This is a genomic window from Streptomyces sp. NPDC050388 (genome assembly GCF_040655635.1).
GTDB lineage: Bacteria > Actinomycetota > Actinomycetes > Streptomycetales > Streptomycetaceae > Streptomyces.
This window is the reverse complement of the sequence record NZ_JBFAKH010000003.1, coordinates 16918-38121: the sequence shown is the minus strand read 5'-3', so window position 1 is coordinate 38121 and position 21204 is coordinate 16918. Positions and strand designations below refer to the sequence as shown.

Genomic DNA, 21204 nt, shown 5'->3' with positions numbered 1-21204 from the left:
CGTAGATAAACCCCTTTCCTCTAAGGGAATTCACAGTCCTTCAGATGACGTTCCGATCCCCCGAGGGTCCCCGGCCCGCGCCCCGGGGGCCGGCCGCCCGGGTGATGGCCGACTCGACGGCGGCGATGCGGTCGCCGAGGAGGGCGAGGGCGGCGACCGCGCGGGTGAGAGCGTCGTCTTCGGGGCCGCCGAGGGTGCGGGTGCGGAGGTGGGCGGCCTTCACCTCGTCCCAGCGGTCGGCCTGCGCGGGGGTGAGGGTGCCGCGCAGTTCGGCGAGTTTGAGCAGGCTCGCCTCCGCCCCGGTGGTGAGGGTCTGGGCCTCGGCCGTGTAGTGGTCGTCGATGACGGCGGTGAGTTCGGCGTCGTTCATGACCGGCTGGATCCGCTGGGCGATCTTGTTCATGTTGCGGTAGGAGCCCTGGAGGCGGAACGGCGGTTCGGTGCGGGCGTCGTCGGACTGGGCGGCGGAGGCGATGTAGGCCGCGTTGACCGCGAGGACCGTGCGGCGGGCGGTGAGCAGGTGGCGCAGTACGGCCAGGACGCGGTCCAGTTCGGTGGGGGCGTAGGGATGGGTGAGCCGGTCGGCGTGGGCCGTGGGGTCGCCCTCGGCGAGGCGGATCAGCAGGTCGAGGTCGGCGCGGTCGCGTCCGGCGAGCGGGGCGAGCACCGGGTTGGCGGTGAGGGCGTTCTCCACGAAGCTGGCCGCGAAGGCGTCGTCCTTGCCGGTGAGGACGTCGCCGAGGTTCCACACGTCGGCGCGGTTGGCCAGCATGTCGGGCACCCGGAAGAGTTCACCGGACTCGGTGTACGGGTTGCCGGCCATGCAGACGGCGAACCGCTTGCCCCGCAGGTCGTAGGTGCGCGGCTCGCCCTCCCACACGCCCTCCACGCGGCGGGTGGCGTCGCAGAGCGGGATGAACTTCTGGAGGAGTTCGGGCGAGGTGTGCTGGATGTCGTCGAGGTAGAGGAGGGTGTTGTTGCCGGCGGCCAGCGCGAAGTTGATCTTCTCGATCTCCTGGCGTGCGGTGGCGTTCGGTGCCTCGGCCGGGTCGAGGGAGGTGACCGTGTGGCCGAGCGCGGGGCCGCTGATCTTCACCAGGACGAGGCCGAGCCGGTCGGCGACGTATTCGATGAGGGTGGTCTTGCCGTAGCCGGGCGGGGAGACCAGGAGCAGCAGTCCGCCGGTGCCGGTGCGTGCGGACTCGCCGGTGGTGCCGAGCTGTTTGGCGAGGCTGTCCCCGATGAGGGGGAGGTAGACCTCGTCGACGAGGCGGTTGCGGACGAAGGTCGACATCACGCGCGGGCGGTGGTCGTCCAGGCGCAGCCGGGTGCGTTCGGCGTCGACCAGGGCGGTGCGGCGGCGCTGGAAGGCGCGGAAGGCAGGGGTGTCGTGCTCCCTGAACTCCTGTGTGCGGGCCAGGAATTCGTCCAGGCGGAGGGCCAGACGCCGGTCGGTGATGCGGGGGTGGGTGCCGAGCAGGCCCTCCACGGTGGTGGTGAGGGGCGCGTCGGACTCGTGGCGGGGCTGGTCGGGGCAGAGTTCGGCGGCGACGGCCTCGGCGAGGTCGCCGGGGGTGAGGTGGGTGCCGGTGGCGGTGGCGTACGCGGACAGCCAGGCCTCGACGAGTTGGCGGCGGGCGGTGAGGTCGGTGAGGGCGGGCAGGTCCTCGTCGTAGGCCTCGGTCGCGACGGTGCGGCGGAACTTGTCGAGCAGGGTGCGGGCCTGCGCGCTGATGACGAACCCGTCGGGACCGGTGGTGAGTTCGTCGAAGAGGTAGGCGGCGCAGGCTTCCGGTCGGGCGGTCGCGTCGGGGTGCCGGTCGGCGATCGTGCGGGCGAGTTCGGTGTGCAGTTCGGCGAGTGCCGGGGGCGGGCCGAAGGCGTCGCGGACCCGGGCGAGGGAGCGGGCCCGGCGGGTGAGGTCGGCGCGTTCCTCGGTGGTGGTGGCGTGGGTCCAGTGCAGCAGGGCGAGGGCGCGGGCGGCGGGCTCGTGGCGCAGGACTCCGGCCCCGTCGTGCAGGCGCAGCACGGCGGTGAGGATCGCGGTGGCGTCGTGGTCGTGGACGCCGCGCTCGTATCCCTCGTCGTAGGCCTCCTCGGCGGCCCGGCGCACCAGCGCCTCGAGGTCGTCGGCGCCGTTCAGGGCGTCGGGGCCGTGCTCGTGCAGGAGGCGGGCGGCGAGGTGTTCGGCGCGGTAGACCTCGGGCGACTCGGAGGGCAGGTGCCGCTCCCAGTGGCGGCGGCCGTCGGTGAGGGCGGGGTCGGTGACGGGGCTGCGGTAGTCGGTGCCGGTGAGGGCGAAGGCGAGGGTGTCGCCGTGCGGGACGACGGTGAGGTCGAGGGGCTGGGTGGTGACGGCGAAGCGGTGGCCGCCCAGGCGGATGGCGCGGCCGCCGTCGGCGTAGAGGTCGGTGCGGTCGCGCAGGGCGCGGGCGGCTTCCTGCCGGGCGGAGCGGAGGCGTCCGTCGAGTTCCTCGGCCCGGACCCGGTCGCCGAGTTCGCGCAGTTCACCGGCGGTGCGGCGGACCTTGGCGACCAGTGGGTCGGAGGCGAAGTAGGTGCTCACCTCGTCGGTGTCGGCGAGGGTGGTGGAGCGCCGGGCGATCGTCGCGAGGACGCGGTCGGCGGCGGAGGCGAGCTGTTCGGCGCGGCGGGCGCGGGCGTCGGTGAGGCTCTGTTTGCGGGCGGCGAACGCCTCGTAGATCTCGGTGCGCTGGTCGGCGAGTTCGCCGAGGACATCGTCGAACTCCGCGAAACGTGACTCCAGGGTCTCCAACTGGGCCAGTACGCGGGTCAGTTGTTCGTCGCAGGACTCGGGGTCGGCGGCGGCCGCGAGGGCGCCGGTGACCGTCTGGCCGAGCAGGGCGATCTCGGCGGCGAATCCGGCGCGCGCCTCCCGGTCGCGCAGGCCGCGTCGGCGGGCGTCGAGGGTGGCGCGGGCGCGGTTGACGCCGCCGAGGGCTTCGGCGACGCGTTCCAGTACGGCGGTGCGGACGGTCGCGTCGCCGATGTCGAGGCCGGCGACGACCTCGGTCACCGTCCTCAGTCCGTCGGCGAGTTCGTCCAGGCGGGTGGCGACCGGGGCCGCCTCGGCGGCGGTGCCGATCGCCTCCGCGTCGGCGACGAGGCGTTCGACGTCGGCGTGGTGGGCGGCGAAGGCGTCCTCGTGGGCGAGGTGGGTGACCGCGCGCTGTCCGAAGGAGGCGAGGTCGTGCCCGGCGTCGGCGGCGAGTTCGTCGATGCGGGCGTGGTCGGCGTACCGCATCTCCTTCAGGGTCAGCAGGTGGCCCTGGGCGTGGCGGAGTTCGGTGAGTCCGGCGACCCAGGCGGTGGCCTCGCGGGGCTGTTCTCCGCGCAGTCGGCGTACCACGGAGGCGATGCGGTCGGCCGCCTCGTCGAGTGCTTCGGCGGCTCGGCGGGAGAGGTCGCGTACGGTCTCGAACTCGACCAGGACCTGTTCGGCGGTGCCGCGCACCTGCTCCAACGGGGCGTGCAGGTCGCCGAGTTCGGGGTCGGCCAGCCAGTGGTGGGCGTCCGCGGTGCGGACGCAGGCGGCGACCAGGGCCTCGTACACCTCGGTGGTCGGGGTGGTCTCGGTGACGGAGCGGGCCAGGGCCAGGCAGTCGGAGACGCCGCGCACGAGGTCGGCGTTGCCGACCCGGTCGAGGGGGCCGTCGCCGACGGGCTGCGCGGCGGCGTGGGTGTCGGAGACGTAGGGCGAGTGCCACTGCTGGAGCGGGTGGACGCGGGCCGGTTCGTCGCCGTCGGGCCGCAGCAGGGTGAGCGCGCCGTCGTCGAACAGGGCCCAGCCGTGGCAGGTCAGCGGGGTGGCGACCTCCTCGCGGATCACGTTGTACGACAGCAGCAGGGCACGGCCCCGGCCGGGTGCGTGGAAGGCGTACAGCACGTCCTCGCCGTTGGGTGAGCGCACCTCGCGCTCGAACTCCATGCCGGTCGTGTCGAGTTCGTACGTCTTGTGGGGGCCGGCGGCCAGGCAGTAGCCGCCGGGGAACACGATGCCCTGGTCCTCGGGCAGGCGCCGGCAGCCCTGTCCGACGCCGTCGAGGCGGACGACGGTCCGGGTGAGGGTGTTGAAGACGAGGTGGCGGTGCGCGGTCTCCTTGTAGGGCAGGACGCGCAGCAGGATCAGGGCGCCGACGCGGGCGTAGGAGACCTCCGCGTCGGCGAGGGACTGGAGCGGTTCGTCGACCGGTTCGCTGTGGATGCCCTCGGGGGTCTCGGTGTCGCTCTGCGACCTGACGGTGAGTGTGCCGCCGAGGGTGTCGACGAAGACCTCGCCCTGGACGGAGACGTGCGGGTGCCGGCCGAGGACGTGGTCCTCGCGGGTGGTGCGGGTCCATTCGATGTCCGGGTCCGGGGTGCGCGCGTGGTCGCGGTCGCCGCGCGCGTCGAGGAAGGCGGCGCGGCCGTCCTCGGTCACCGACCAGCGCAGGACGCGGATGTCGCCGGCCTTCTCGCCGGTCTGGAAGACGGCGAGCAGTTTGCCGTCCACGCGGCGCAGCCGCAGCAGGCGTGCCTGGCGGTAGTAGCGGTGCAGGGCGGCGAACTCCCGTACGAAGGCGGGGTCGTCGAGGAGTCCGGGTACGGCGTCGTCGGGCAGCCGGTTGAAGGCGCGGTCGTGGGCGGCGAGGACGTCTCCGACGGCGGTGTCCGTGTCCGGGCGGGGCCGGGCGCCGTAGCCGAAGAGGAGCACGTCGCCCACGGCGACGATGTCGCGGGGCACGCTCGTGCGGTCGGTGCGCAGCCGTTCGGTGCCGGTGAGGCGCAGTTCGGCGGAGCCGAACGCCTCGATCCTCTGCCGGTTCAACGCCTCGGTGCGGCGGGCCAGTTCGGCGGCCTGCGCGGACAGCCGGTCGCGCAGCACCTGGTAGGTGCCGCCGTCGACCGACCCGTGGAAGCCGGTGCCGGGGCCGGTACCGGTGTCGGTGTCGGCCGGGGCGTTGGCGCGGGTGTCGGGCGTCTCGTGGGTGCCGGTGCTCATGGCTGCCTCTCGGGAGGGAGCGGTCGGGAGCCGCCGTCCCCTGTGCGGCGGCTCCCGATGGGGGTGGTCGGGCGCGTCAGGCCCTCACGTGGCCGTTCAACGCGGCCAGCGGAGTGTCCGCAAGTCCCAACTCCCCAGCCTTTTCAATCAGTTGCTGAAGCTGTCCGGTGTTCTCGCCGCCCGCCTTCATCAGCTGCATCAGCAGCGCGGACACCGTCAGGTGCTGTACGTCGGCGCTGGAGACGGAGCCCAGCATCCGGCTCAGGTCGTCGGTGAAGCTCGCCCTGCCGTCCAGCCAGGGCCCGGCGAGGGCCTGGGCGGTCTCGGAGTGCTGGACGAACCCGTCGACGCTCTTGCCGAGGGAGATCGACGACATCAGCCGGTCGAAGAACACGGACTCCCCGCCGACGATGTTGATGTCGGCGCCCTCCAGGCCGGTCGCGAGGACCGTGGCCTGCGCCTCGGCGACCTGCCGCTGCACCTCCAGACCGGCGAGCCGTACGTCCTTCTCCGCCTCCAGCCGCAGCCGGTACTCCTCGTGACCGCGGGACGCCTCGTCCAGTGCGGCCATCGCCGCCGCCTTCTCGGTGAGGCCGGCCGCCTCCGCCCTGAGCTTCCCGCTGATGGCCTCCGCGTCCGCGAGCGCCTTGACCCGCGCGCCCTCGGCCTCGGCACGCATCCGGGCCTCGGCCGCCCCGGCCTCGGCACGGCCGGCCTTCTCGATGACCTCGGCCTCCTTGTCGCGGACCTGCACGGCGGCGAGCCCCTCGGCGGCGGCCTCCGCCTGGACGGCCTCGGCCATCCGCAGCTTCGCCTGCGCGTCCAGGTCGGCGGTCTTCAACCGGGCCTCGGCCAGGGTCAGTTCCTCGGCAGCACGGTGCGTGGCGGACTGCTCGGCGGCCTCGGCGGCCTTGATGTCCTTGACCAGCTTCTCCTGCGCCTCGGCCTCGGCGGCGATGATCACGGCCTGGCGCTGCCGCTCCGCCTCCTCCACGGCCCGCAGCTTCTTGATCGACTCCTCCTGCTCGGCGACCGTACGGTCCACCGCGACCCGCTCCCGGACGACCTCGGCGATCTCCCGCTTCTCCGCCTCGACCTCCTTGTCGGCGGCGATCCGGGTCAGCGAGGTCTCCCGCTCGCGGGCGATGACCTCCAGCATCCGGTCCTTCTCTATGCGCTCGCTCTCCACCGCGATGACCCGCTCGCGGTTCTTGGCGGCGACGGCGACCTCGCGGGCCTGGTTCTCGCGCTGCACGCCGAGCTGCTCCTCGGTGCGCAGGAAGGCGCTCTGCGCGCGCAGCCGCTCCTCCTCCACCACCCGCGCCGTCTCGGCCTCCTCACGGGCCCGTACGGTCTCGATCTCCCGGCGCTGCTTGATCTCCGCGTCGGCCTGGCGGCGCTCCAGCTCCAGGATCGCCTCCCGCGCGTCGACGTTCTGCCGGGTGATCTCCTTCTCCTCGCCGCGCTGGGCCTCATTGGTGCGGACGTGCTCGATGGCCGTCAGCTCGGTGATCTTGCGGATGCCCTGCGCGTCGAGCACGTTGCCCGGGTCCAGCTGGGACAGCGGCGTCTGCTCCAGGAAGTCGATCGCCGCGTCCTCGAGGTGGTAACCGTTGAGGTCGACCCCGATGACCTCGATGATCCGGTACCGCAGTTCCTCGCGCTTGGTGTAGAGGTCGGTGAAGTCCAGCTGCTTGCCGACGGTCTTCAGCGCCTCGGAGAACTTCGCGTGGAACAGTTCCTGCAGGGTGTTGCGGTCGCTGGCCCGCGCGGTGCCGACCGCCTGGGCGACCTTGATGACGTCCTGCACGGTCTTGTTGACCTTGACGAAGAACGTGATGCGGATGTCGGCGCGGATGTTGTCCTGGCAGATCAGGCCTTCCTTGCCGGCCCGGGTGATCTCGATGGTCTTCACCGAGATGTCCATCACCTCGGCCTTGTGCAGCACCGGCAGCACGACCTGCCCGGTGAAGGTCACGTCGACCTTGCGCATCTTGGAGACGATGAGCGCCTTGCCCTGCTCCACCTTGCGGAACAGCTTGGTCATGATCAACAGGGCGGCGAACACGAGGAGCAGGCAGACGCCGACGAGCACGGCGACACCCACGGTGGCAGCATCCATGGGACACGTCCTTCAGGGCTTTGTGGCGGACAGAAGTGACAGGTCGACGCCGGGCGTCGAGAAGTGGAGCGGGCGGAGCCTCCCGGTGCGGCTCGGCTCGGGAAACTCAGAGAGCCCGGAGAGCCCGGAGAGCCCGGACGGCTCGTACGGCGTGGTGGTGCGGCGTGGTCGCGTGGCACGCTCGGCCTGCGCGGGAGCCGTCGACCGGCTCCGTCACGAGACACGTGCGGCGTACCGTCCCGGTTCCCTCCGAGCCCGCGGAACTACCGGGACGGCTCGGGTTCGTCGGGCAGGAGCCGGTGCAACGGGCGCACGAAGAAGCGGGTCAGCCGCCAGGCGGCGAGCAACGCGGCGAACACGACCGGCAGGCGCAGCGACCTCGCGGCGGCCCCGTCGGGGACGTGGACGGCCAGCAGCACGGTCGCGCCGGTGGCCAGCAGCCAGGCGAACAGGGCCAGCAGGGAGAGCGCGAGAGCGACCGGCACCCCGCCCATCCCCCAGGCGTCGAGATCCGCGTCCGAGTCGAAGGCGTGGGGGGTGGTGACACCCACGGCCACCAACAGCCAGAAGCAGGCCGCCACGACGAGAGCCGTGGTGAACAGGAGGGTGGGCAGGCCCGTGGCGGCCTCTGCGATCATGTGCATTTCCGTCCCCCCCTTCCCGTTCGCGGCTCGTACCGGCGGCAGCACCGGTCCCCTCGGGTTCGGTGCCCGACGCCTGCCGGTGCCGGGCACCGGAACCATCCGCGGTGCTCCCCGCGGACCATGTTGCCCACTGCCGGGCCGTCCGCGCATTGCCGGAACCCGGCAATGTTCACTAGGGTCTTCATGCCGGGTAGGGCATCAACGACGCATCAAGACGGCGTCAAGGGCGCGTCAAAATCGAAGGGGCGATGTGGCAGAGCGGGAGATTCCGGAGGAGTATCTCGAAGGTTATGCCCAGATCCTGGAGGAGGTCGCGGCCACCGGCCGGCGCCTCTCCCGGGACGAGTTGGCCTCCCGGAAAGCACTGGGGGAACGCGCCGCGGAGGCGGGCTTCGGACTGCGCGCCCTGGTGCGCACCCATCTGACCGCCGCACGCGACGCCTGGCCGCGCGGCCACACCGACTCGGCCGAGGCGGCGCTCTCCGCCGTCCAGCAGGCCGTGGACGCCTTCGCCGAGGGCTACGAGCGGGCGCAGCGGCTGGCGGTCCGTCGGGAGGAGGCGGCCCGGCGGGAGTTCATCGACGATCTGCTCCACGGGCGCAGCGACCTGGGCCGGCTCTCCGAACGCGCCGACCGCTTCGGACTGCGGTTGTCCCAGGAGCACGCCGTCGCCGTCGCCCGGGGCCCCGTCGCCTACGACGAGGGGGACGCCGTGCCGCGACGGGTGGAACAGGCCCTCCTCGCCCGGTTCGGTGACCGCAGCATCCTGCTCACCACCAAGGACGGGCGGCTGCTGTGCGTCGCGCCGGGTCACCACGGCGAGGTGCTCACCCACTTCGCCAAGCAGGCGCACGCCGCCACCGACGGCGGCCAGATCGCCATCGGCCGCCCGCAGTCCGGGCCCGGCGGTGTCGTCCACTCCTACGAAGAGGCCCTGCGCACCCTGGAGATAGCCGAACGGCTGGGGTTCGACGAGCCGTTGCTGCACGCCGCCGATCTGCTCGTCTACCCCGTCCTGGCCCGCGACCGCCAGGCGATGGCCGATCTGGTCCACAACACCCTCGGTCCGCTCACCACGGCCCGGGGCGGCGCGGAGCCCCTCCTCGACACGCTCACCGCGTACTTCGACTCCGGTTGTGTCGCGGCGGAGGCGGCCCGACGGCTCTCACTGAGCGTGCGGGCGCTGACGTACCGTCTGGAACGCATCCACAAGCTCACCGGCGCCGATCCGTCGGACCCGGCGCACCGTTACATGCTCCAGACCTCGGTCATCGGCGCCCGCCTGCTGGCCTGGCCGGCCAACGAGCTCTGATTTCCGAGGAGTTCACGACTCATCCCGGTTGCCGGGCGTCCGGGCCCGCTCGCCTCAGGCAGGGGGCAGGATCTCCCGGCGGATGGCGTCGCGGTCCATCGCCGTGAGGCGGGGCACCTCGGTGTTCCAGTGCGTGGCCAGGTCCTCCAGGGCGTCGGTCAGGGCCCGTTGCAGTCGTCGCCGGCCCAGACGGAGGGCGAGGGCCGCCACCGGGCGGAACAGGCGGCGGCCCCGTATCCGCACGGCGACCGTCACCTCCCACCCGTCGTCGACGGGGTCCGGCCGCGGTACCGCCCGCAGTTCCACCCGCGCCGCGCCGCACTCCAGCCGGGCCCGAAGCGGCGCGGAGCGCGGGGCCCGCCCGGTGTCCGTGGCGGTCCACCAGTCGTCGAGCCGCAGCCGGGCCCGGCCCGTCGGCCGGGACAGCACGGACCACACGCCGTCGATCCGTGCCCTCCCCTTGATCTCGGCCTCACGCGGCCGGTCCGGGCTGCGCAGGGCCACCTCCCCCACCAGGACGGCGTCCGCCTCGGACGCGGCGATCCCCAGCCGCAGCGCACGGCGCCGGTCCCACTCCCGCACGGTGATCCGAAGCGACTCCCCGGGGTCCCCCGGCGCCCGCTTCTCCTCCGTGTCCCCGGCCGCGGTCCCGGCCCGGTTCTCTTCCCCGTCCTCGCTCTCGCTCTCGCTCTCGTCGAGCACCCCCTCGTACACCGCACCGGGCCGGAGGTGGCGCCCCTCGGTCAGCCGCACGTCCGGCAGCACGCTCCCGTCCGGCAGCAGTACCCGTCCCGCCTCCGCCCGGCTGCTCTCCGCCGACTCCACCACAGCGGCGAGAGCGTCGACGAGCCAGGCGCGCGGAACGGGGGCGAGCACCACCGTGTGGCGGAGAGAGACCATGCGGTCAGCCTGTCGGGCCGACCGCACGCCCGTCCATGCCCGGGGACGGCAGAACCGGCGCCGAGAGGCTTCCGGACCGCGGCAGAACGGCGGGGCGGGCGCCGTCCGTTCAGTCCTGGACCAGCGTGACGTCCTGTCGCCGCACCGCGTGGAAGACGGGCAGCGGGATGCCGCCGAAGGGGCGCAGTTCCAGGAGGGTGGCCTCGACGTCGGCCGCGCCGGCCCTCAGAGCGGCGGAGGGGGCTCTCCCGGTGTTCTCCCACCGGCGCTTCTTACCGTCGCACACGGCACGGGTACCGCCGATGCCGTAGCGGACCGTGGAGAGGCCCTGGTGCACGGAGGAGCCGACGAGGACCGGCCCGGAGCCCTCGAAGCAGCGGTACGTGCCGGAGAGGGTGACGGTGCCGTCGGCGGCGATCCGGCCCTTTGGAGCCACCGTCACGCTCGCGCGGGGGGCGGCGGACGCAGCCGCCGCGGGTGCCGCCACGGCGGACCCGAGCAGCAGCAGCGCCGCGCCGGCTGCCGCGCCGAGGAAGGGACGTACGGACATGGGGAAGCCTCCGGAAAAAGAGGAATGGGGGCCTCCATCAGTACCGGGAGGGCGGGCCGGGAGCGGTGACCCTCACCCCTTCGGTGGCGATTTGGCACCGGCCATCGGGGGGCCGCCCGCCTCACCGTGGGGTCAGGGGTCGCAGGGGGTCAGGGCAGCAGGGCGAAGCCGTCGAGTTCCACCATCGCCTGCTCGTCCCACAGGCGGGCGACCTCGACCACCGCCATCGCGGGGTAGTCGGTGCCGGCCAACCTCCTCCAGACGCGGCCGAGTTCGCGGGCGTGGAGGCGGTACGCGGCGACGTCGGTGGCGTAGACGGTGACGCGGGCCAGGTCGGCCGGGGTGCCGCCGGCGGCGCGCAGGGCGGTGAGGAGGTTGGTGAGGGCCCGGGTGAACTGCTCGGGCAGGGTGTCGCCGACGACCTTCCCGTCGCCGTCGAGGGCGGTCTGGCCGGCCAGGAACACCGTCCTGGAGCCGGTGGCGACGACGGCGTGCGAGAAGCCGGCCGGTGGGGACAGGTCGGGCGGGTTGACGCGCTCGGTGGTCATCGGCTCTCCAGGCTCTTGTACAACTCCTTGGCGATGATGTCCCGTTGCACCTCGCTGGCCCCCTCGTAGACGCGGGGGGCGCGGACCTCGCGGTAGAGGTGTTCGAGCAGGTGCCCGCGTTGCAGCGCCCGCGCGCCGTGCAGCTGGACGGCCCGGTCGACGACGTACTGCGCGGTCTCGGTGGCCAGCAGCTTGGCCATGGCGGCACGGCGCGGGACATCGGGGGCGCCCGCGTCGTACGCCGCGGCGGCCGCGTACACCATCAGGCGGGCCGACTCCGTGCGCAGGGCCATCTCGGCGACCTGGTGGGACACCGCCTGCAGATCGCTCAGCCGGCCGCCGAACGCCTCGCGTCCGGCGGTGTGCTCGAGGGTGGCGTCCAGCGCCGCCCGCGCCATGCCGACCGCGAACGCGCCGACGCTGGGCCGGAACAGGTTGAGGGTGCCCATGGCGACCCGGAAGCCGCGGTCCACCTCGCCGAGCAGGTCGTCGGCTCTCACCGGCACGGCGTCGAGGGAGAGGGCTCCGACGGGGTGCGGGGAGAGCATGTCGAGGGCGGTGCCGGTGAGGCCCGGACGGTCGGCGGGCACCAGGAAGGCGGTCACGCCCCGGGCACCGGCGCCGGCGGTGGTGCGGGCGAAGACGGTGTAGAAGTCGGCCTCGGGTGCGTTGGAGATCCAGCGTTTCTCGCCGGTGAGCCGCCAGCGGCCGGGGCCGTCCGGGTCTGCGGTCAGAGCGAGCGCCGCCGCGTCCGAGCCGGCCCCCGGCTCGCTGAGCGCGAACGCCGCGATCGCCGTGCCGTCCGCCACCCGGGGCAGCCAGCGGGCCCGCAGCTCCTCGGCGCCGTGGGCGTGCACGGGGTGCGCGCCCAGGCCCTGGAGGGCGAGGGCGGTCTCCGCCTCGGTGCAGCCGTGGGCCAGGGACTCGCGCATCAGGCACAGGTCGAGCGCGCCGGAGGTGAACAGGCGGGGCAACAGGCCGAGGGTGCCGAGTTCAGCGACGAGGGGCCGGTTGACCCGGCCCGGTGCGCCCTCCTCGGCGAGCGGGCGCAGGCGCTCGGCGGCCAGCGCACGCAACCGGGCGCACCAGGCGAGTCGTTCCGGTTCGAGCGAGAATGCGGTCATCGCCGGTTCCTTCCCTCCCCGCGCCCGATGAGGCCCGTCATGAGGCTCGTCCGAGTGAACCCCGTCAGGCTATCGCGAACCGTTGACTGCCGTCATCAACGCGATACGCTCCTGAGGCGAGCCCACCACGCCGAGGGGGCGAACCGTCATGAATCCACGGGCCACCGGGCACCCGCACCCCACCGGGCACCTCGACACCTTCGCCCGCGACCACCTCCCGCCACCCGGTCAGTGGCCCGAACTCCGCTTCGACCTGCCGGAGCTGGACTACCCCGAACGGCTGAACTGCGCCGCCGAGCTGCTGCACGGCCCGCCGGGCGACCGCCCGGCGTTCCGCACCCCCGACGGCGGCACCTGGACCTACGGCGAGCTGCGCGCCCGCGTGGACCGGCTCGCCCACGTCCTCACCGGCGACCTCGGCGTCGTCCCCGGCAACCGGGTGCTGCTGCGCGGCCCCACCACGCCCTGGCTCGCCGCCTGCTGGCTGGCGGTGCTCAAGGCGGGCGCGATCGCCGTCACCGTGCTGGCCCAGCAGCGTCCGCACGAGCTGAGCACCATCTGCGGGATCGCCGACGTACGGCACGCGCTGTGCGACGTCCGGGCCGTCGACGACCTCGCCAAGGCGGAGATCCCGGGCCTGCGGATCACCCCGTACGGCGGTGACGCGCCGGACGACCTGCTGAACCGTCCGGCGCCCGGCACGCCGTACGAGGCCGTGGACACCGCGGCGGACGACGTGGCGCTGATCGCCTTCACCTCGGGCACCACCGGCCGCCCCAAGGGCTGCATGCACTTCCACCGGGACGTGCTCGCGGTCGCGGACACCTTCTCCCGGCACGTCCTGCGGCCGGAGGCGGACGACGTGTTCGCCGGCAGTCCGCCGCTCGGCTTCACCTTCGGCCTGGGCGGTCTCGTGGTCTTCCCGCTGCGGGCGGGCGCCAGCGCGCTGCTACTCGAACAGGCGCATCCCGCACAGTTGTTGACCGCGATCGCCGAGCACCGGGTGTCGGTGCTGTTCACCGCGCCCACGGCCTACCGGGCGATGCTCGAGACCCTCAACGGGCACAGTGCACCCGGTGGACCCGGTGGACCCGACATCTCGTCGCTGCGGCGCTGCGTCTCGGCGGGCGAGAACCTGCCGGCCGCGACCTGGCGGGCCTGGCACGAGCGCACCGGGCTGCGGGTCATCAACGGCATCGGCGCCACCGAACTGCTGCACATCTTCATCTCCGCCGCCGACGAGGACATCAGACCCGGGACCACGGGGGTCCCGGTCCCCGGGTGGCGGGCGCGCGTGCAGGACGCCCACGGCACTCCCGTGCCCGACGGCGAGCCGGGGCTGCTCGCGGTGTGCGGGCCCGTCGGCTGCCGCTATCTCGCCGATCCGCGCCAGCGGGAGTACGTGCGCGGCGGCTGGAACGTCACGGGCGACACCTATGTCCGCGAGCCCGACGGCTACTTCCGCTATGTCGCCCGCGCCGACGACATGATCGTCTCGGCCGGGTACAACATCGCGGGCCCCGAGGTCGAGGACGCCCTGCTGCGCCATGCGGACGTCCTGGAGGCGGCGGTGGTCGGGCGGTCCGACGAGAGGCGCGGCCAGGTCGTGGTGGCGTACACGGTCCTCAAGGAGGGCGCCGAGCGGGACGCCGAGGCCCTGCGCGCCTTCGTGAAGTCGGAACTCGCCCCGTACAAGTGCCCGCGCGAGATCGTCTTCCTGGACGCGCTGCCGCGCACCGCGACCGGCAAACTCCAGCGGTTCCGCCTGCGCACCGTCGTCGGCACGGGAGCCGACCAGGGGTGACACCGGTGCCGGGGACCGGAGTGGATCAAGACGACAACACCGTCGCTCCGAGGCACGGAAGTCCTCAGCGCCGCGCCCACTGGATCCGGCGAGGCCGGCGGTGACGCCCGCGGGCAGGCGAGGGGGTGTCGGCTCGTCAGGTCCGGGCGGACGCGGTCACGGCCTGCCGGGCCGTCCGCTCCACCAGGGAGATGCCCTCGCTCATCGACGCGCTGCCGTCCGACAGCACGGCGACGAGGTAGCGGTGTCCGTCCACCGTGACCTGGCCGACGCTGTTGACGTCCCAGAGCCCGGAGGCGGTGCGCTGCAGCCAGCCGTTCTTCAACGCGTACTCGGCGCCGGAGGCCGCCGAGACACCCCACGCCTGGTCGCTCGCGATGCGACTCATCAGGGTTTGGACGTAGGCCCGGGACTCCTTGTTCAGCGGGGAGCCGGTTTTCGACGTCGCAGCGCTGTCGAACACGGAGAGCAGGAGCCTGATCTGGTCACTCGCGGTCGTCTGCGTCAGCCCCCACTTCGTGTCGGGACCTCCCTTGGTCGAGGTCAGTCCCAGGCGCTTGTTGGCCGCCTCCAGGCCCGGTGCCCGGCCGATCTCGCGCCACAGGGTGCTCGTCGCCGCGTTGTCGCTGTTCCGGATCATCGGTTCGGCCAGCGCGCGTTCACGGGCGGTGAGATGCCGGCCCTCGTCCTGGGCCTGCAGCAGCAGCGCCGCGAGAATGTCGACCTTGATGATGCTGGCGGTGTCGTACAGGGCGTCCTCGCCGTACAGCAACGGCCTCCGGCTCCCGCCGTCGAGGCTGAGCACCGCCGCCGACACCCGCGCCTTGCTCTGGGGCTGCACCGCGGCATGGACGCCGACCGTGGCATGGGTCTGCTCCGACGGCGTGGGCGCGGGTGCCGCGTGCAGCGCACCGAGGGAGAAGAGGGTCGCCGCCGAGGCCAGGAGCACACCGGCGCAGATGCCACGGCGCCTGACTGAGGTCTTCGAACGCGGTACAGAACACGGGTAGGGCATGGTCAGGCAGGCCTCGGCAATGGACGGACAAAGGGGAACTGCACGGCAAAGATAGGCAAACCACGCATCAGGCGAAGTGACCCACGTCACCGCGAACCCGTTTCGACCCGAATTGTGAGAAGTCTCATAGGGCTGGCGGCCGACGAAAGCGCGGACCTGGTCAGGAGCCGCACGACAGCCGCCGTGCCCGGCTGTCCTTTGATCAAGTGGCACACCAGGCACCCTCGATGACGCCGGTGGCGATCGGCCGGCCGCGTTCCAGGGCGGCGTCGTGGCGCGGGTGCTCGACCTTGCCGGTCAGGTGGTTCACGGCCCCGTCGATGCCCTCGCGCTCGGGGCCGCGCAGGCCGGCGGCGCGGGCGGTCGGCCTCGCACGCATGGTCGGCGTGGGCGCAGGGGGTCCCGGTCGGCCGACGTGTTTTCGCCCAACAAGCCGACGCCCCGGCCGCCGCCCCGGACTGACGCCGCGGCAATTGTGACGACCTGTTCCAAGCCCCCGTCGAGGCCGCGCCGCACAGCTACCCGGCCGCCTTCGGCCCGGCCTTCGGCTGCTTCGACTGCGCGCTGACCGGCGACGGGGACACCTCCCGGAGCACTGGACGGCGATCGAGTGCAATCCGAACGGACGGCGCCATACGTTCGGCAGGGGGAGAAAGTCATGCCGATTCCGGAGGTCAGGTGCCCTTTGCGGGGCCACCGAGAAGGCGACGAGGGGACGAGGCATCCGGAGTTCCGGCGCAAGTCTCCGGGCTGCTCGTCGGTGTGTCGGTCGCTTCCGCTCCGCCCGTTGGAAGATCCTCCGTCAGGAGATCCGCTGCCGTGAAAGGAGCCCTCGGTGGGCTGGAGAAAGCGTCACCCGGGCTGTTCCTCCCGTACGCCGGCGACCGCGGCGGCACTGGTCGTCTGCGCCCTGCTGGGCCCTGCCTGCTCGGCTATGCCGGATTCTGCTCCCGGGGCGGGCACGACGACCGGGGCGTCCCGTCCGGCCGCGCACGCGGAGGACCCGGGGCAGTGCCGGCGCACCCTGGTCGGCGTGGCACATCCTGATGACGACCTGTTCTTCCTGAACCCGGAGATCGGACAGACCATCCGCTCCGGATGCCCGGTCGACACGGTGTACCTGACCGCCGGCGACGACGGCAAGAAGAACCGGGTCGAGGCGCTGGAGTACGTGGACCGCAGGGAGTACGGGGTACGGGCGGCCTACGCGGAGATGGCGGGGGCGGCCAACCGCTGGGAACGGGCGGATGTGCGGGCGGACGGCCTCCGGGTCAAGTCCTACCGGCTCACGGACAAGGCCCGGCACACCGATGTGCGGCTGACCTTCCTGGACCTCCACGACGGCCTCCCGCACGGCCAGGAGCCGAACAGTCTGCTCAGGCTGTTCGACGGGAGCAAAAAGAGCATCGAGCCGTTCCAGGGTGCCGAGAGCTACACGGAGGACCGGCTGCTCGCGGTGCTGACCGAACTGGTCCGCCTCAGCGGGGCGGCGCGCATCCTGACGATGGATCACGACAACGCGTCGTTCGCCTTCGGCCTCGGCGGCGGCGTCGATCACAGCGACCACGGCGTCGGCGCCCGGTACTTCCGCAGGGTGGGCTACGCGCTCGAGATTCCCGTGTCCTCCTACCTCGGCTACACCATGTCTCCGCTCAAGGCGAATCTCACCCCCGGGGAGTCGGCTCAGAAGGACGAGGCGGCGCGTTGGTACCTTGCCCACTGGAAGTGCCGCGCCACCGGAACGTGTGCGAACGTCGCCCCCTTCAAGGGCCCGCTCCGGAAGGACTGGAGCCTGTGGATCCACCGCCAGTACGAGCAGATCCACCGGGCTCCACGCGCGGGGGAGATCCTCGGGGACATCGGGCGGACCACGTACTTCGCCGGAAGGAATCCGGCACAGTGCCTCCACGCCGGCATGCCGAACGCCGGCGCGGTCGGCATCCGCGGCTGCGACGGATCAGCCGCGCAGAAGTGGGACATGGGGCACGACGGCACGATCAGGCCCCGCGACGACCGCGGCTCCTGCCTGACCGCGCTCGCACCGGCGGTCGGGCTCACGCGGTGCGAGCCCGGTCGCCGGAGCCAGCAGTGGAACCGTGAGCCGTGGCGGAGCGCGACCTGGAAGCGCACGGCCTGGCGGATCTCCGGGAGTGCGGACCGCTGTCTGTACCAGGACGACCGCGAACTCCCCGCCCGCTGGGACGACCGCGACCGGCAGAGCCCCGAGCTGAAGCTCTCCGGCTGCGGCGCCCGGCCCCGGCCCGAAATCTACTGGCGCTGGGGCGGCTGACGACCCGGCCACCTCCCCGCCCCGCGGCTTCACGACGGCGGCTCAGGGCCGGCTCGAACCCTCGGCCGCCGCGCCGCCGAATGGCGTCAGGGCCAGTGCTCCCGCCACCGCCGCCACGGATCCCGCGACCGCCGGCCACTGGAGACCGTCGCGGGGCCGGTCGCCCAGCCAGACGACGCCCACCACGGCGGGCCCGGCCGTTTCCGCCAGGACCATGCCCGCTGTCGCCGTTCTGGTCGAACCGCTCGGATGCCTTGCGTGCCGACTCCAGGTCCGCCGCTGTTCCGCCCCTCGTCAAGCGTTGCCGATGTGGTCGGATTTTCCGGAGCGAGCGGTGACCGCGCGGCGGCCGGTCATCGGTCATGGAGGCATGGCCGAGTCACGTGCACGAGTCCTGGCAACCGCGGCGCGCGGGACGTCCCGGGTGCCGACGGCGGCACCGTCCTCGTGGAACAGCCCGGTGGGGGCACTGCTGTTTCCCGGTGGACCGGGACGGTCGCTGCCGACGGTGCGGTGGGGTGCGGTCAGCGGAAGACACCGGTGTGGCCGAGCGAGTAGCGGCCGGGCTGCGGGTAGACGGCCAGCCCGTGCGGTCCGTCGCCGACCGGGATCCTGGCCAGCTGCTTGCCGCTGGTGGTGTCGATCGCGTACACCTCGGCGTCGTAACGCCCGGACAGCCACAGCACCTTGCCGTCCGCGGACACTCCGCCCATGTCGGGGCTGCCGCCGTCGGGCAGGTGCCACTTCTCGGTCAGCTTGTCGGCTGCGAAGTCGAAGACGGAGATCGATCCCTCGTTCCGGTTGGTGACGTACATCCGTCTGGAGTCACGACTGATGTAGAGCCCGTGGCAGCCCTTGCCGGTGGGCAGCAGTTTCGGGGTGGTGAACTTCTCGGCGTCGAGCACCCATACGCCGTGCGCCATCATGTCGGCGATGTAGAAGGTCTTGCCGTCCGGCGAGAGTTTGACGTCCTGTGGCATCGCGCCCTTCATCGGCAGCTTCTGCTGCCCTACGACCTTCATCTTCTCCGTGTCGACCTTGAGGAGTTCGCCGGAGAACTCGCAGGAGACGATGAAGTACCGTCCGTCCGCCGTGAAGTCGGCATGGTTGACGCCCGCGCAGCTCACCGGGACGGTCTTGGCCCGTTCCATGGTCTTCGGGTCACGGAAGACCAGTTCACGGTCCATCGAGGCCATGACGACGGCGTACTTGCCGTTCGGGGTGAAGTAGAGGTTGTACGGGTCGGAGACCTTTACGGTGCGGCCGATCTTCCCGGTGGCCGGGTCGATGGCCGTGAGGCTGTCTCCGAGGTTGTTGTTGACCCAAAGGGTCTTCATGTCCCAGGACGGGACGACATGCTGCGGCTGGTTGCCGACGGGGAGGGTCTCGATGACCTTGTACGTCGACGGGTCGATCACCGACACCGTGTGGGAGCCGTTGTTGGGGACGTACACCCGGGACGGGAAGTCTTTGACCGCCGGTGCGAGCTTTCCCGCCCGGTCGGCCGCGTAGATGTCCTTCGGGTCGAGCACGGGCGGCATCCCGGGCAGTCCCGGCGAGGGGTCGGCCCGCCCGGGCTCGGTCGGCGCCGCGGCCTCGGTGCGGGACTGAGCGGGCCGGCCTTCGTCGCCGGCGCAGGCGGTCAGTGCGGCGACGAGCACGCCCGCGAGCAGGGCGGCAGCGGTAGTGCGCGGGGAGGGAAGCATCAGGTCAGCAACTCCGTGGTCGTCACCGCGCGCAGTCGGCGCCGGCTGATTTCGGTGAGCAGGAGGGGCAGTGCGGCAACCGTGTCCGGGTAGCCGAAATGCAGGCTGACCACGGACCCGTTACGCAGTTCGCCGGCGACCTTGTGGGTGACGGCGGCGACGCCCGGAGAGGTGAAGTCGAGGGAGTCCACGTCGTAGGAGAGGACGTGCGGGTAGCCGGCCCGGCCGGCGAGGCGCTGGACGAGCGGGGTGGCGTACCGGGTGCGCGACGGGCGGAACCAGGTGCCGATGGAGCCGGTGAGGCGGCGCAGGCGTTCGGCACAGCCGGTGATCTCGGCGTACGCCTGCGCCTCGTCCATCGTGGAGATGTCGAGGTGGCTCTGGGTGTGGTTGCCGAGGTCGTGGCCGCCGTCGAGGATCCGGCGGGCCATGGCGGGGTGGTCGTCGAGCCAGCTGCCGACGGCCAGGACGGTGAGCCGGGCTCCGGTCCGTTCGGCTTCGGCGAGGACGGTACGGGCCAGGGCGGGGTCGCCCTGGCCGTGGAAGGTGAGGGCGACGCGGGCGCGGTTGCGGGGGCCGTACTCGATCTGGACCGGGCGGCCGGGGAAGCGGCGGGGACCCGGTGCGGGGCGTACGGCGCCCGGGACCTTCCGCACACGGGGAGGCGGGTCGGCGCGGGCAGGGAAAGCATGAGCGGTGCCACGGTTGTCCGTACAGCCTGCGGTGAGTACGCCTGCCAGGAGCGCTCCGGCGCCCGAGCGCAGGGCGCTGCGGCGGTGCACCGGCGTCTCGCGACCGTTCATGTGCACACCGTAAGGTGAAATGATCGAAATGTACGTGTCGAAGCTTTCCCCGCAAGATCGATGAAACATCCGATGATCCTCATGATTACGCACCGAGAACCAGGTGGGTGGCACGCCGTACCTAAGATTCATTCCTCATGCGGAGATGAATGGAACCAATTGCCAACCTTGCGGCTTTGGCGTCGGGATCCCCCATTTGCCATGGTCGGTGGCACGACCCCCACCGACCCGGGCCAGGTCTCCCCACACGGCCGTGCACACACCCCGTATTTCCGCTGTGCTGCCAGGCCGACCTGGTGATCAGCGAACGTGCCCCCGGCGGGCGAGGAAGACATCCGCCAGGCCCCGCCGGTAATCGGCCCGGCCCGGCCGGATACCGGGCCCGGGCTGTTTCGATCATGGACGTGATGACAGACTTCTCCTGCAACGGAACCCCTGATCTTGATCAAGTTTCTTCGCCGATCACTGATCTGTCAGGTGGTCTCGTCGCACTGTTCAGCAGGGTTCGACGTACAGCTCAGAAGCCGAACGCAACGGTGTTGATCAAGACGACCTAAGATGATCAACGTGTCCGACCAGTCCGCGCAGCACGCTCCGAGGTCTCTCATCGTCACGCTCTACGGCGCCTACGGCCGTTTCGTGCCGGGCCCCGTACCCGTCGCCGAGCTGATCCGGCTGCTGGCCGCGGTCGGCGTCGACGCCCCCTCCGTGCGTTCCTCGGTGTCCCGGCTCAAGCGGCGCGGGCTGCTCCTCCCGGCCCGTACCGCGCAGGGCGCGGCCGGCTACGAACTGTCGCCGGACGCCCGCCAGTTGCTGGAGGACGGTGACCGCCGCATCTACGCGACCGCCGCACCCGGTGACGAGGGCTGGGTGCTCGCGGTGTTCTCCGTACCGGAGTCCGAGCGCCAGAAGCGGCACCTCCTGCGCTCCCGCCTGTCCGGCCTCGGTTTCGGCACCGCCGCGCCCGGTGTGTGGATCGCGCCCGCCCGGCTCTACGAGGAGACCCGGCACACCCTGCAGCGGCTGCGGCTGGACGGTTACGTCGACTTCTTCCGCGGTGAGCACCTCGGTTACGCGCCCACCGCCGAGGCGGTCGCCCGCTGGTGGGACCTCGAGGGGATCGCGAAGGAGCACGAGGCGTTCCTGGAGCGCCACGCGCGGGTGCTGGACGCCTGGCGGGAGCGTGCGGACACCCCGCCCGAGGAGGCCTACCGCGACTATCTCCTCGCCCTCGACTCCTGGCGCCACCTCCCCTACACCGACCCGGGTCTGCCCGCCGGCCTGCTGCCCGCCGACTGGCCGGGGACGCGGTCGGCGAGCGTCTTCCACGGCCTGCACGAACGCCTGCGGGACGCGGGGGCCGACTTCGCCGGACTGTGACTCC

15 protein-coding genes and 1 pseudogene are annotated in these 21204 nt (G+C 72.2%); 4 read left to right on the top strand and 12 right to left on the bottom strand.

The window, feature by feature from the left end; all coding sequences use genetic code 11:
* Positions 1–40: 40 nt before the first annotated feature.
* From AB0I73_RS02615 to AB0I73_RS02605, 3 genes are all read right to left on the bottom strand, one after another.
* Positions 41–5002: a DNA repair ATPase gene (locus AB0I73_RS02615; protein WP_363033018.1), complete on the bottom strand. Its 4962-nt coding sequence runs from the start codon at positions 5000–5002 to the stop codon at positions 41–43.
* A 76-nt stretch (positions 5003–5078) separates the two neighbouring features.
* Positions 5079–7124, bottom strand: a complete 2046-nt coding sequence (locus AB0I73_RS02610; protein WP_363033016.1) for a flotillin family protein — start codon at positions 7122–7124, stop codon at positions 5079–5081.
* A gap of 263 nt (positions 7125–7387) precedes the next feature.
* Positions 7388–7762, bottom strand: coding sequence for a hypothetical protein (locus AB0I73_RS02605; protein WP_258308598.1), 375 nt, complete (start codon positions 7760–7762; stop codon positions 7388–7390).
* Between the two features lie 256 nt (positions 7763–8018).
* On the opposite strand from AB0I73_RS02605, the gene AB0I73_RS02600 reads away from it, so the two are divergent.
* Positions 8019–9080 carry a helix-turn-helix domain-containing protein gene (locus tag AB0I73_RS02600; protein WP_363033014.1) on the top strand — a complete coding sequence of 354 codons (1062 nt, stop codon included), beginning with the start codon at positions 8019–8021 and terminating at the stop codon, positions 9078–9080.
* Between the two features lie 54 nt (positions 9081–9134).
* Here AB0I73_RS02600 and AB0I73_RS02595 read toward each other — a convergent pair whose 3' ends face one another.
* From AB0I73_RS02595 to AB0I73_RS02580, 4 genes are all read right to left on the bottom strand, one after another.
* Complete coding sequence (locus AB0I73_RS02595; RefSeq protein ID WP_363033012.1) at positions 9135–9980, bottom strand: hypothetical protein; 846 nt, start codon at positions 9978–9980, stop codon at positions 9135–9137.
* A 109-nt stretch (positions 9981–10089) separates the two neighbouring features.
* On the bottom strand, positions 10090–10530 hold the full coding sequence (locus AB0I73_RS02590) for a DUF6299 family protein (RefSeq protein WP_363033010.1): 441 nt from the start codon (positions 10528–10530) through the stop codon (positions 10090–10092).
* 149 nt (positions 10531–10679) lie between these two features.
* Positions 10680–11078, bottom strand: a complete 399-nt coding sequence (locus tag AB0I73_RS02585) for a RidA family protein (protein ID WP_363033008.1) — start codon at positions 11076–11078, stop codon at positions 10680–10682.
* Positions 11075–12202 carry an acyl-CoA dehydrogenase family protein gene (locus AB0I73_RS02580; RefSeq protein WP_363033006.1) on the bottom strand — a complete coding sequence of 376 codons (1128 nt, stop codon included), beginning with the start codon at positions 12200–12202 and terminating at the stop codon, positions 11075–11077. The genes AB0I73_RS02585 and AB0I73_RS02580 overlap by 4 nt, the downstream gene beginning before the upstream one ends.
* A 148-nt stretch (positions 12203–12350) precedes the next feature.
* On the opposite strand from AB0I73_RS02580, the gene AB0I73_RS02575 reads away from it, so the two are divergent.
* Positions 12351–14006, top strand: a complete 1656-nt coding sequence (locus tag AB0I73_RS02575) for an AMP-binding protein (RefSeq protein ID WP_363033004.1) — start codon at positions 12351–12353, stop codon at positions 14004–14006.
* 136 nt (positions 14007–14142) lie between these two features.
* Here AB0I73_RS02575 and AB0I73_RS02570 read toward each other — a convergent pair whose 3' ends face one another.
* Positions 14143–15021: a serine hydrolase gene (locus tag AB0I73_RS02570; RefSeq protein ID WP_363033002.1), complete on the bottom strand. Its 879-nt coding sequence runs from the start codon at positions 15019–15021 to the stop codon at positions 14143–14145.
* 202 nt (positions 15022–15223) lie between these two features.
* Positions 15224–15400 (bottom strand): hypothetical protein, encoded by a 177-nt coding sequence (locus AB0I73_RS02565; protein ID WP_363033000.1) that lies wholly within the window; start codon positions 15398–15400, stop codon positions 15224–15226.
* Between the two features lie 456 nt (positions 15401–15856).
* Between AB0I73_RS02565 and AB0I73_RS02560 the strand changes: the two genes are divergently transcribed.
* The gene (locus tag AB0I73_RS02560) at positions 15857–17311 is read left to right on the top strand and encodes a ricin-type beta-trefoil lectin domain protein (protein ID WP_363032998.1); all 1455 of its coding nucleotides are present in this window, start codon (positions 15857–15859) and stop codon (positions 17309–17311) included.
* Positions 17312–17353: 42 nt separating this feature from the next.
* Here the strand turns inward: AB0I73_RS02560 and AB0I73_RS02555 are convergent.
* From AB0I73_RS02555 to AB0I73_RS02545, 3 genes and pseudogenes are all read right to left on the bottom strand, one after another.
* Positions 17354–17554 (bottom strand): annotated as a pseudogene (locus tag AB0I73_RS02555) (hypothetical protein); the annotation flags it as partial.
* A 281-nt stretch (positions 17555–17835) separates the two neighbouring features.
* Complete coding sequence (locus AB0I73_RS02550; protein ID WP_363032996.1) at positions 17836–19017, bottom strand: YncE family protein; 1182 nt, start codon at positions 19015–19017, stop codon at positions 17836–17838.
* Positions 19017–19820 (bottom strand): polysaccharide deacetylase family protein, encoded by an 804-nt coding sequence (locus tag AB0I73_RS02545; RefSeq protein ID WP_363032994.1) that lies wholly within the window; start codon positions 19818–19820, stop codon positions 19017–19019. The genes AB0I73_RS02550 and AB0I73_RS02545 overlap by 1 nt, the downstream gene beginning before the upstream one ends.
* A gap of 558 nt (positions 19821–20378) precedes the next feature.
* On the opposite strand from AB0I73_RS02545, the gene AB0I73_RS02540 reads away from it, so the two are divergent.
* Positions 20379–21200, top strand: coding sequence for a PaaX family transcriptional regulator C-terminal domain-containing protein (locus AB0I73_RS02540; RefSeq protein WP_109381584.1), 822 nt, complete (start codon positions 20379–20381; stop codon positions 21198–21200).
* Positions 21201–21204: the final 4 nt, after the last annotated feature.